General features: G+C 42.4%; 10 protein-coding genes. 5 read left to right on the plus strand and 5 right to left on the minus strand.

Going from position 1 to position 12,771, the window contains the following annotated elements:
- Positions 1-34 precede the first annotated feature (34 nt).
- The 4 genes from OC25_RS01945 to OC25_RS01960 are packed head-to-tail and all read left to right on the plus strand — an operon-like array spanning position 35 to position 5,206.
- A complete protein-coding gene (locus OC25_RS01945) occupies positions 35-1,867 on the plus strand; it encodes a RagB/SusD family nutrient uptake outer membrane protein (protein WP_082018473.1) in 1,833 nt (610 codons plus the stop codon).
- Between the two features lie 33 nt (positions 1,868-1,900).
- Positions 1,901-3,220 (plus strand): IPT/TIG domain-containing protein, encoded by a 1,320-nt coding sequence (locus tag OC25_RS01950; RefSeq protein WP_039471143.1) that lies wholly within the window; start codon positions 1,901-1,903, stop codon positions 3,218-3,220.
- 28 nt (positions 3,221-3,248) lie between these two features.
- Positions 3,249-4,694, plus strand: coding sequence for a DUF1565 domain-containing protein (locus OC25_RS01955; RefSeq protein ID WP_052265886.1), 1,446 nt, complete (start codon positions 3,249-3,251; stop codon positions 4,692-4,694).
- Entirely contained in the window at positions 4,664-5,206 is a 543-nt protein-coding gene (locus OC25_RS01960) for a LacI family DNA-binding transcriptional regulator (RefSeq protein WP_052265887.1), read from the plus strand. Before OC25_RS01955 ends, OC25_RS01960 begins: the two co-directional genes overlap by 31 nt.
- Here the strand turns inward: OC25_RS01960 and OC25_RS01965 are convergent.
- Positions 5,148-7,295: an alpha-N-acetylglucosaminidase gene (locus OC25_RS01965; protein ID WP_039471146.1), complete on the minus strand. Its 2,148-nt coding sequence runs from the start codon at positions 7,293-7,295 to the stop codon at positions 5,148-5,150. The genes OC25_RS01960 and OC25_RS01965 overlap by 59 nt on opposite strands.
- Before the next feature lie 395 nt (positions 7,296-7,690).
- Between OC25_RS01965 and OC25_RS01970 the strand changes: the two genes are divergently transcribed.
- The gene (locus OC25_RS01970; RefSeq protein ID WP_039471148.1) at positions 7,691-8,260 is read left to right on the plus strand and encodes a dihydrofolate reductase family protein; all 570 of its coding nucleotides are present in this window, start codon (positions 7,691-7,693) and stop codon (positions 8,258-8,260) included.
- Between the two features lie 25 nt (positions 8,261-8,285).
- On the opposite strand, the gene OC25_RS01975 is transcribed toward OC25_RS01970, so the two are convergent.
- The 4 genes from OC25_RS01975 to OC25_RS01990 form a co-directional block, all read right to left on the minus strand.
- Positions 8,286-8,729, minus strand: coding sequence for a pyridoxamine 5'-phosphate oxidase family protein (locus OC25_RS01975; RefSeq protein WP_039471150.1), 444 nt, complete (start codon positions 8,727-8,729; stop codon positions 8,286-8,288).
- Positions 8,730-8,870: 141 nt separating this feature from the next.
- Positions 8,871-10,700, minus strand: a complete 1,830-nt coding sequence (locus OC25_RS01980) for a glycoside hydrolase family 2 protein (RefSeq protein WP_039471153.1) — start codon at positions 10,698-10,700, stop codon at positions 8,871-8,873.
- A 100-nt stretch (positions 10,701-10,800) separates the two neighbouring features.
- Positions 10,801-11,967, minus strand: coding sequence for an FAD-dependent oxidoreductase (locus OC25_RS01985; protein WP_039471156.1), 1,167 nt, complete (start codon positions 11,965-11,967; stop codon positions 10,801-10,803).
- A gap of 24 nt (positions 11,968-11,991) precedes the next feature.
- Positions 11,992-12,747: a helix-turn-helix domain-containing protein gene (locus tag OC25_RS01990; protein ID WP_039471158.1), complete on the minus strand. Its 756-nt coding sequence runs from the start codon at positions 12,745-12,747 to the stop codon at positions 11,992-11,994.
- Between the last annotated feature and the right edge of the window lie 24 nt (positions 12,748-12,771).

Here is a 12,771-nt window from a genome sequence, read left to right on the forward strand (position 1 = left end):
CAGTATCGATCAATTTTTAATATTAAAAAATATTATGATGAAAAGTATATATGTATTCATTATCGCAGCAGGATCATTGTTTTTAACATGCACCCTATCCGCATGCAAACACCTGGATGAAAAACCAGATAACCTGCTCACTTCAGAAATCCTCTGGAGCAACCGGGCAAATGCAGAATCTTATTTATACAACATTTATGGCGCTGTTTTAGAAATCGATTATCCGCATGTTGGCATAAGCGATGAGGCCTCTGTATCTATCCCCAGCACCAACGTAAGGCAAATGGTTGCCGGAAACTGGAGCTCTGTAAACGCCTATTATGATCATTGGGATAATTATTATACCGGTATCCGCTCGTCGTTTATTTTCGAGGCCAATGTTGACAAAGTACCTGAATCGCAACTCAGTACCGCTTTAAAAACGCAATACAAAGCAGAATCGAAATTCTTAAGGGGCTGGTTTTACTGGCAATTGATTAAGCAATACGGTCCGGTGGTTAAATTAACCAGTTCTCTTGCTTTAAATGACGATTTCAATAAGTATCCAAGAAATACTTTTGATCAGTGTAAAGATTATGTAAATCAGTTAATGGATGAAGCTGCGGCTAATTTACCCGTAAACTGGGCTTCATCAAGTGATTATGGCCGCCCTTCAAAAGGAACTTGTCTGGCTGTTAAATCACAACTTGCACTTTGGGCTGCAAGTCCGCTTTGGAATGGAAACCCTGCATTTGCTTCATTAAAGAATCAGGATGGAACTGCCCTGGCTCCAAGCGCATATGATGCCAACAAATGGAAAATTGCTGCAGATGCTGCAAAAGCAGTAATGAACCTGAACGCCTTTCAATTATTTACCAATCTGGATAATGGCGGCAGCAAGTTTGATCCTTATTACTCGGTTCGCGACCTGTTTCTGGCCAACTGGAACAGAGAGATTCTTTTCTCCAGAAATTCATGGAACTATTGGGGTTACACCAAAGCCTCTTCGCCTAACCCTGGCGGGATTAATCTTTACAATGCAACTCAAAATGTTGTGGATGCCTTTTGCATGAATAACGGCCGCACTATCGACGATCCGCAATCGCAGTATAAGGAAACCGGCTTTGCAGAAAATAATGGCGATCAAAGCTGGGGGCATAAAAAAGGGCAATGGAACATGTATGCCAACAGGGAACCACGTTTTTACGCTTATATCCAGTACAATGGCCGTCCGGTATTGCCAGCCCCAACAGTTGATGATAAAAATTATTATTCATCTGCAGGCAACATTGATGGCACAGGCCGCATAGAGTTTTATTATTCGGGTAAAGCCGGAGCCAAAGCCACCGGAATAACCAATAACATTACCGGCTATAATTTTCTTAAAAATGTAAGCCCTGCTGATAATATCAGACAGGATGTAACCAATTACAGGCCTTTTATTATTCTGCGTTATGCCGAAATTCTGCTTAATTATGCAGAGGCTTTAAATGAATATGATCCATCTAATCCTGAGATTGTACAAACGCTAAACCTCGTTAGAACCAGAGCAGGTTTACCTGGTATTGAAACGGCATACCCTGCTGCTGTAGGCAACAAAGAACTCATGAGGAAGTATATCTTAAGAGAAAGACAAGTAGAGCTTTGTTTTGAAGGCGACCGGTATTATACACTTATCAGAAGACTTCTACTCGGTGCCCCGGAAAATCAAACCATTTATACCATGAATGTGAATGAAGATGATGGCGGACAAGGATTTGCGTTTACGCCTTTTTACAAACGCACTTTGTTTCAAAAAAGGGCCTGGGAAAATAAAATGTACCTCTTTCCAATTTCTCAATACCAGCTTGACCGTGACCGGGCTTTGGTACAAAATCCAGGCTGGTAACACAGGTATCATGATGTATTAAAAAAAGATTCCATGAAAAAATTCATTCATATAATTATTGCAGGCCCTTACCTTTTGGGCTGCATACTCCTGCTTTTAGCAGGTTGCAAAAAAGATAAAACAGGCAACTACGACCCTGCCTCGCCAGTTACCATTGCAGATTTTATACCCAAAAAAGGTGGTGGAGGTACCGAAGTGCTCATTACAGGAACTAATTTCACTACTGATCTTTCTAAAATCTCAGTGGTTTTAAATGACCTTCCGCTTAAAGTAATTGGGGCCAGCGCTACACAAATTATGGTTGTGGTGCCCAAAAAATCAAAATCAGGCCCCATAAAAGTGAAGATTGAAAACCAGGAAGTTTTGAGCGGAAGCATATTCAACTATGAATATACACGAACAGTAACCACGCTCGCAGGCTCTGGTAACGCCGCTTTTGCCAACGGAAAAGGTACAGATGCCTCATTTAATTTCTCAGGCCAAAACTGGTACAGAAGCTGCGGCATCGTGGTCGATAATCAGCTTAATGTTTATGTTGCCGATCCAGGTAACCACTGTATCCGTAAAATTGATCCGGTAGGAAATGTAACTACCCTGGCAGGTAACCCGGCCATTTCGGGTTACGCAGATGGTAAGGGCACCGCAGCAAATTTTTCATTGCCTTATGACCTCGCTATTGATGGCAGCGGAAACATATACTCCGCAGACCCCGGTAACTGGGATATTAGAATGATTAGCCCTGATGGACAAGCTAAAACATTAGGTTTTGCCAGTCAGGAACCCTGGAGCATTGCTTTTGATACCAGCAGCGGTAAATTATTTTACGGCAGCTGTGCCAGTCCGGGTAGCATCTACCAAATCGATGCTCAGGGTAGCTCTAAAGCGGTCGTTTCTGACCTTAATTATCCTGCGGGGATTAAATTTGATAAAACAGGTAATTTATTCGTATCTGCGCATGGCGATCAGCTGGTTAGAAAATTTAATGCGGGTACCTGGCAGGGAAGCGTTGTTGCCGGTCAGCAGGATAAAGTAGGTTATGTAAACGGAGCTGCCGGTGCAGCACAATTTGCCTATCCATGGGGTATTGCTATTGATAGTAATGACAATATTTACCTTGCCGGTAACGGAACCGGGGGCGGAAGCACCAGTAATCCCGATCAAAGTATCCGCTTCATCCAGGCTTTAACTTATCAGGTGAGCACCTTTGCAGGAAGTAATGTTGCAGGATATACAGACGGATTTGGAACGCAGGCTTCTTTCAGTGCACCTGGCGGAGTTGCTGTAGACAAAAATGGAACGGTGTATGTGTTGGATAAAAACAATAACAGGATCAGAAAGATCGTTTCAGAATAATTTTTTAAGGACCTAGATTCAACATTACATGAAATTCCACTGTTTTTTAGGCCTTTTATTGGTAGCGCAGCATTTGGTTTGCGCTACCAATACTTTAGCCAATCCCTTTCAAAGCAAATCAACATCCCATCAATATTATGTTGCTACAAACGGTGCTGATACCAATACGGGGAGCATTCGTACACCATTTAAAACCATTTATGCTGCTTTAATTAAAGCGCAACCCGGAGACCAGGTAATTGTTAGAGGCGGGAGATATTACCAGGAAATAAAATTCCCAAGGTCTGGTGAGCCCGGCAAACCGATCAGCCTTAAAAGTTACCCTAAAGAAAAAGCAATTATTGATGGCAGCAGCATCGATGTTACCGGCTGGCAGGCACTTATTACCCTGATTAATACGAGCTGGATTACCATCGATGGATTTGATATTTGCAACCTGCATAGCAACAAAGTTAACACTGACCCTCAGGGCATTTCAATTAGTGGCAGCGGGCGTGATATTGCTATTAAAAACTGTAATATTTACAACATCAAAAACACCACTACACTGGCCCAGGGCCGAAGCGGACATGCCATACTGGTTATTGGAACAGGTAAAACACCAATAGTAAACTTATCAATTACTGACTGTACGGTTCATGATACCCAAACCGGAACAAGCGAAAATGTAACGCTTGCCGGCAACGTAGATGGCTTCGTTTTCAAGCACAATAAAGTTTACGATACCGAGAACATCGGTATCATTGTAGCTGGTGGCGACGGCCTTAATCCGCGTGGCGTTGTAGCAAGCAATTATGCCCGAAATGGCGTGATTAGTGATAATATTTTTCACCACAACACCATGACCCAAACACCTGAAACCTGGGGTCCTGACCGTTATGGTGCCATTTCTATTTATGTTTGCGGAGGTGCCAATACGCTCATCGAAAGAAACATTGTTTATGAAAGTGACCGTGGAATAGGATTGATAAGCGAAAGCAATATCTATCCGACCAAAACTACAATGGTGAGGAACAACCTGGTTTACCACTGTTACCGCACGGGTATTTATATGGGCGATTACCTGAATTATACCATTTCGGGAACTAGAAACTGTTCGGTGATAAACAATACCCTGGTAGAGAACAATCGTGTTTTAGGTGCCTTCGGAGAGATTGAAGGAGAAATCAGACTAACCGAGCACTGCGACAGCAATGTTATTAAGTATAACCGTATTTACGCCGCAGCTAAGGATGTGCTGATCCACAAATACACCTCAAGCGGAAGCCATAATATTATTGACTACAACCAATACTTTAGCAGCGAAAAACCCCAATGGATCTGGAATAGCACCAATAGTAATCCAATTACTGATTTTAATACCTGGAAACAAACCAGCGGTCAGGATACCCATTCTACCTTAAAAATCGTGAGCTCAATTTTTAATACCAACAGCCTAAAACAATGGAAAAAATCCCTACAATCAAAGATATAGCCAGACGACTAAAAATTGACCCTTCAACCGTATCCAGAGCGCTCAGAGGACATCCGAGCATAGGTTTGGTTACCACTATGCGGGTAAATAAAATTGCAGCCGAACTGAATTATCATCCCAATCAAAATGCCATATTTCTGAAGCAGGGAAAAACTTCTACAATTGGTGTGGTGTTGCCAGATATCGCTGAACCGCTTCATTGTGCCGTACTGAGTACTATTGAACGTTATTCTAACAATAAAAATTACAATGTAATTTTTGGCCAATCCTTTAATAAACCTGAGCAGGAAAGAAAAATACTCGAAAATATGATGAATTTAAGGGTAGATGGTATTCTTATTGCGCTGAATAAACCTAAATTACCTTCAGAGCAGATTGATCAGCTAAAAAGGTACAATATTCCTGTTGCCATTTTAGACAACAGGAATATGATTAAGGATAAATCTTACCGGATTATTGAGCAATTGTTTTCGATTTTAGAATTTCAGCAACGACCTGAAATAAAGGCTTAACCCCTTTTTGTGCTTTTAGCTCCATATTTTGCTCAACCCATGCACGCTCCCAGCTAAAAAAGTCGGGAGCCTGCATTTTTTCGCCTTTAAGGTCATGCTGTAAATAATTGATGTATAGCTCCCACCTCGCCAGGTAATAATCTTTCATCAGGCCGCCCCACTCCTTATACGCATAATCATGCAGGTTATCTTCCGCCGGATTGTTTTCTCCCCAATAGGTAATCAGCATCATGGCATTGCGGATGTTTTCTTTTTTCTCCGCAGCTGTTTTCCCAAGCTTTAAAGCCTGAGCCTTATAGGTGTTCAGCTGGTAATACGGATGAGCGCTAAGCAGGTCGTCTGTTAAACGGATCATCTCCCGAAATTGTGCAGAATACTGGTTAAACTGTTCGACATTTTTTTCATGGTAAGCCTTAACCATTTCCTGAAAAACCTGTTCGCCATCGTTGGCAAGCACCTGCCTTAACATATTAATCAGATCAATCTGATAGGTATCAGCATTTTTGAATGCTGGTGCTGCTTTAGCGAATTCGAGCACAGCTTGTTTAAACTTGGTCAGATCATAGGTCCTAACCCGGGTACCCCAGTGCGAAACAGGCTTTGTATCCAGTGCAGGGCGAATGCAGAAAACCGATTCGCTTGCTCCTTCCTGATAACCCGGGATACTTTCATAAATGGTTTCCAGAAAACCCTGCCAGGCCTTGTTAATGTGTGCATCCGATTTTCCATAGCGATACTTAGCGTAGCCAACCAACCAATCTTTAACTTCCACATGTTCATTACGCCAGCCCAATTCAAGCATCAGATCGTACACCGGAGGGTTATTATCAAGCCCCTCGGGCATAATTCCTACACCAGATAAAACATTCTGATATGGGCCTTTGCGTATCCGATCCACCTCATCCGCAAACCGTTGTAATTTGCCGTATAAACCTGGCCTTTCGCCAAAATTATTCACAACACTCCATATAAATGGTGTACCATCATAGCCTTTTCTTTTTTCCCAGTTATTGGTAAACTCGCCAAACAGCTCCTGCACCAGTATGTGCGATTTATCAAGTCCTTCGAGCATTTGCTGCTTTGGATTATCCTGCCAGCCCTGCAGCACCCAGGTTGATCCGGGGAAACTCTTTTGCATTTCCTGCTGGATAGATTTTCCGGCAGCTTTTAAATCAATACCCTCGGTAATACCTCCTTCGTGAAAAGGATCTCCTGCAAAAAAGCGAATATCGTTTCCGTAGGCTTTACGCACTTCGCTATAATATATCGCTGCTATTCTTGAAAAATCATCACGGCCCGGAACCAGAATATCCGGCCGCTTAAATGCGCCCCATGTTTTCTGGTCAATAATTTCTGCCTTACTTTTATCTTTCAAAGAGCTTGGCACCATTCCGTAAAAGCCTTGCAGCACAGGCGATATCCCCAGTGCTTTCATCCTGGCAATCATTTTTTGTTGCAATGCTTTGCGGCCATCGATCTGGCTCTGTGGCATCGGTCCTCCCCATCCCTGTATATTTCCCATTAACCACCAGGCAGTATATGCTGGTCCGACCAGAAAATCATTAATTTCCTTTTCAGAATAGCCAATCTGCTGCAAAGTTTTTTGCCATACCGATTCCATACCGTTCACGGTAAGCATCAGGTTAACGCCATTTAAAGCCATCCAATCCAGCTCGTGTTCCCAATCTTTCCAATCGTAAAAGCTCATGGTATAGTTGTAGGTGCAGTAATTTAAAGCGTAACGGTATTTAGCCGGAGCCTCAACCCGCACCAGCTCCTTCACTTTCGGAGTTGGATATACAGCCGATAAGTTATCGCCCATGTGCGACATCGATCGATTGCAATAGTATTTTAAATACCAGTTCAGGCCAACTGCTGCGGCATTAGGCCCTGAAGCACTAATAATCAATTTATCGCCTGCACTCTTCATCTCAAAACGGTCAAGCTGACTGCTTTTTAAGGGTTTAAAAATAACATGACCAGATAACCAGGGCGTTCTTCGCTTAATCAGCTCCTGCACGGGTGCAAAAGATTGAGCCCAAAGGGCTAAAGGGCTTAATAATAAAATTAAACAAGTAAATTTTCGCATAAAATTGTTCGCTTTTCTATTTCAAAAAGACCGAAGCTAAATAAAATAAACTGCAAAAATCGAAGCAGAATAAGGGCTAAATCTATTCAAAAACCACACAATCGATTGTGCAGTACCATACAATCGATTGTGTAATTTTCACTTATTTTAATTGTACTTTTTGGGTTGGGTCTGAGCCAAATGTTTGCGTTTTATAAATCTGAGCAAAATTTCTTCCGATTCTTATATACTTTGCCTGGGCCATGGTAAATTTGCTCACTTACACTTATTGTTTCTTTTAAAAATTACCTGTAAAGCCTTTATTTTGTCTTAAATAACCCCCATCTGCATGGATATGGTGTATTATTTTTGATTAAAAGAAACAGAACATACATTTACTTTAAATAAGCACCAAAATGAGAAAAATAATTTCCTTTATGCATATATCACTTGATGGTTTTGTTGCAGGCCCTAACGGGGAAATGAACTGGATTAAAGTTGATGAAGAACTTTTTGACCATGTAGGCAAGCGGATTGGCGGAACTGATACGGCCTTATATGGACGGGTAACCTACCAGATGATGGAAGGTTACTGGCCTACTGCAGCAGATGGCCCCGATGCGAGTAAACACGACATTGAACATTCGGCCTGGTATAAAAAGGCACATAAACTCGTTATTTCCGAAACCTTGCAAGGGGCTGATTTAACGGATACAACCATTATCAGCGATAATATTACAGTTCGAATCAATGAAATCAAACAACAGGAAGGTACAGAGATCTTGCTTTTTGGCAGCCCAACAGCAACCCACTCGCTTATTCAGCAAAACCTGATTGATGGCTATTGGTTATTTGTAAATCCGGTTATACTTGGGCAAGGCATTCCGCTGTTTAAAGATATAAAAGACAGGATAAAACTGAACCTGTTGGCTACGCAGCAGTTTTCAAATGGGGTTACTGAATTGAACTATCTGGTAGCTCAATAATAAGATAAGCGCACGACAATTGCCATTACAATTCGTCGTGCGCTTCAAACCTTCCTGTTCCTTCCTTAATATTAATCTTATACACAATAATCTGCTGGTGCACCCCGCTGCTAATGCCATGCGAAACTTCCTGTGAAGGCTTGTACGTAAGCGGCATAATCCTGTGAATGATTCCCTGCATAGCCTGTTGTCTTTCTTCTCCCTGGAGTTCTTCAAAAGTTCCCCATACTACCACACTCTTCCAACTAAAGGTATCTTTGATCTCGTCTACCTGAAAACACACCTCTTTGTTATGGCGTAACATATCTATCTTTTTCCCTGGGCCAGAATGGGCATAAATGGCATTGTTGCGGTACACGTAATTGATAGGTACAACATAAGTTTCACCATCGCTGTAGCAACCCAACCTACCGATTACCTGATTTTCGAGGAGGGCAATCATTTCCCCTTTGTTTAAATCACCTAACATAATATTAGTTTTTAATTGACGTAATCTTATGCTGGAATGAAGTAACGCTATCTTTTTCAAATTTCATTCAAACGTAAACCTATCCCACATATGTACATCAACAAAGTTCATATTAATAGAAGCAAAATAAAATGACGTGGATCATTTATGCTCAGGAGTATTTAACTTTTCTCCCTCTGCAATAACGATTTTATTGATTTCGCTTACCTGTTTAACATCCATTTTTTCAACTGCACGGTCATAGGTCAGTAATCCGTTTACTTCGTGCTCAACATCGGTTGTTTGGGTATAAATTGCCACACTGAGTCCTTTATATTTCATCAATTGCTCAACCTGGTTCATCATTAAAACATATCTGTCGGTTAATGCTGCGCTGGTTGCTTCGTAGGCATAAGCATTATTCTCTACCGGCCACATATGCCCTCTTACAAAAAGGCCAACACCACCATATTCGCCCAATGAGGCTGCCCGCTTATTATCGGGTTTAGAGGCACCATACGGACCAACATAAATATGTGTATCAACAAAATCGCCATTACCCGGATCGCCGGCCGCTTTTTGATAGCCCGGATTATTATTAAAGCCCGAATTTCCGTTAACCAGTCTGGATGGATCGTATTTTTTTACCCAATCTGTAATTTCCGGTACATCAAAAGCACCCCAGTTTTCGTTAAAAGGTACCCAGGCAATAATGGATGGTGAGTTGTAATGTTCGTCCATAATGGCCTTTAGCTCCTTGCGGAAAGCTGTACGCACCTTTGTGGTATCTTCGTGCTGGTACCAGATGGCAGGCATATCCTGCCAAAGCAACATCCCCATTTTATCGGCCCAGTAATAAAACCGTTTTGGCTCAGTTTTCATGTGCTTACGGATGAGGTTAAAGCCTGCTTTCTTCGTAAAATCGATATCAGATTTAAGTGCTTCATCTGTTGGCGCGGTTAAAATTCCATCTGGCCAGTAGCCCTGATCAAGTAAACCCACCTGCATCACAAACTTGCCATTTAGCAGTGGGCGCACCACGCCCGAAACCTTGCCAAGTTTAACATCGCGCATACCAAAATAACTGCTTACTTCATCGATAATTTTTCCATTACCGGCTTTCAAAGTGATTTTTAAATCATATAAAAAAGGATTATCAGGCGACCATAGCTTTGGGTTCGCAATGGGCAGGTAAAAAGTTTTGCCTGCGCTACCCTGAGCCTGTGCAACTATTTTTTTCCCATCGAGCGCCACTGCGGATACTTCTGCTGACAAGGCATCAACAGTAATCTGCAACCTGTTATTTTCCAGATCAGGCAATAATCGTATATTTTTAATGTGTGTTTTATCAACCGGCTCCAGCCATACACTCTGCCAGATACCAGAACTGAAAGTATAATCGCCCCGCGGACCATTTTTTCCCGAAGGCGTTCGCCCATCGTTAGGATCGTAGGCGGCAACAATTAGCTCATTAACACCTCCTTTTAGTAAGGCTGTTATATCTAAAGAGAAGGCATCATAGCCTCCTGCATGTGTACCTGCTTTTTTACCGTTCACAAATACCGTGGCCTGGTAATCTACAGCCTCAAAATTTACCAATACATTTTTTCCGCTCCAGGCTTTCGGTATCTCGAACTTTCGGCGGTACCACATATTGATTTCCTGTTTACGCTCAATCCCCGAAATAACAGATTCGGGGCAATAAGGCACCAGGATTTGCTCGCTTTTCCCTTTAAAATCCAAAGGAGTTTTAGGATCGAGGGCACTCATTTTTTCTTTGCCACCAATATAGTCCCATTTACCATTAAGCGATTGCCATTGGTCACGTACTAACTGCGGACGTGGATATTCCGGAAAGGGGTTTGAACTGCGCATGGCTTCTGCTGTCCATTTCGTTGGCAGTTTTGGCACCTGCGCCGTAACATTTGCATTAAACAATAGCTGGAGCAGCACGAAGGCGCAGAGGTAAATGGGTAAACTTGTTTTTTTCATAACAATTATGGGTTTCTATTTGGTATGGTGAACAAGATACTAAATTTTAAACTAAATCGTTTTATTAACCTATCAGGTATTATCCCCTGCTCAGGTTTATTTATTTGGTGTGGGCACTAAACAAATCAATCATGGCTTGCAATGAACCTTGGGAATGCATGAGTTCGCCATTATCAAGTGATTCTTTAGCCGCCGCACTCGCCCGCTTACGCATCTGCTGTTCGTAATTTTCAATTGCCTGCAATATGCTATCATAATTCTCCGATTGCAGGCATTCGCTCAGTTCGAGTGCATCCTGCATAGCCATGTTAACGCCTTCGCCCGCAAAGGGTGGCATTACATGGGCGGCATCGCCAAGCAATGTGAGATTAGACTTAGCCTGCCATTCCTGATCCAATGGCATACAATAAATGGGGCGTGGCACAATTGGCAACTCCGATTGCTCAAAGAGTTCTTTCCACTCAGCCGACCATTTGCTGTATTTCTGACCAAACCAGGCCAAAAGATTAGCCCGGTTGTTATAATCAACTTCTTCGCTGTATACCCAATCCAGGCCGGCTTTAAAACTGGCATAGAAACCGATCTCAGCACCTGCTTTTTGGCCAAGCAAAAGATTCTCTGTTGCACCAAAGGCCATAATCTTTCCTCCGTTTAGCAAATCATTTATCCATGGTGCATGCTTTGGGGCATCGGCTATATTGCCTTCCAGCATGGTAATACCAGAATAAAAAGGTTTAATATCAGTAAGGTAAGGACGTACTTTAGAATTGGCCCCATCGGCAGCAATTACCAGATCTGCATGAGCTGTAGATCCATCTGCGAAAGTAATATTCCAACCGCCGTTCGTTTCTTCCATGCGCAAAAACTGCTTGCCCCAAACCACAACGCCGATATTAAGTGATTGTAAAAGAATTTGTCTGAGCACACCCCTGTCAATTTCCGGACGAAAGTGTTCGTGCCCAAAATTCTCTTCCAGCTTGTCTTCATGATCGCTAAAGAAAACGTTACAATGCTCGTCCATAATCTGTTTTCTATCTGCTCCAGACATAAAATTGGCCTTGAACTCGGCTAAAAGCCCTGCTTTCCTGAGCGCAGCCAATCCTGATTCTTCATGTAAATCTAAAGGTGATCCCTGTACCCGGGCATCGGGGTTGCTATCGCGTTCGTAAACTTTTACATTAGCTCCCTGCAACTGGAGTAAGCGGGCTAAGGTTAAACCACCGGGCCCTCCGCCTATAATGGCGATCTGTTTATTTTCTAATTTCATATTCGGTAATTTGATGATCCAAAATTACCGCTGCTTTAATACCGATAATAGTATAAATCGGTCGTTTTTATTTTTAGATAGCTCTTTGGGCAGGGCGCCGGCATATTTCTTTATCTCACGGATAAAATGACTCTGGTCTGTAAAATCAAGCTCAGGAAATAGCTTACCTACAGCAATATGTTCTAATGATTTCCGGAAGCGAAGTATATCGCAATAGGCTTTAAGGGGCAGGCCAAATTGCGCGTTGAAATACCGGTTAATCTGTCTGCTGCTCCAGCCAATCTGATCGGCAATTTCATTAACGCTTAGCTCGCCCTGTGAGGCATAAATGAGTTCGAAAAGTTTACGCTTTCGTTCATCTACTTTGCTTCGCAGCAGAGAATGAATTTTTTGTATAGCATGACGGTTAAAAGTTTCCAGATTTTCGAACCACGCTGGTTTGTTATCCCAAAAACCGGCAGGTAGCACTTTTGCCGAATTCAGAATGTCGGCGATGGGTATATCCAGGATATATTCTAATCCAAGTGGAGTAAAGCTCACGGCATAAGCATACATTCCGGCAGGTACAACCCTCATGTCAGAACTTGTTTCAAGCCCCATGAGCAGTACCTGAAATCCTCCCTCGGCAGTGAACATAAAAAACAGGTCAATCCGCCCATCAGGTAAAACCACCAGTTCTTTCTCTGCTGGAGAAAAGTTACCAAACATGCCTATACTTTCTACAAATGCAGCAAGTTCGGTTTCTGGCTTAATGGCGTGGTATTGAAAGGTTGCGGACATTGAAAATTATGGTTGATGTAATTT

It is taken from the genome of Pedobacter kyungheensis, from assembly GCF_000812965.1.
Lineage (GTDB): Bacteria > Bacteroidota > Bacteroidia > Sphingobacteriales > Sphingobacteriaceae > Pedobacter > Pedobacter kyungheensis.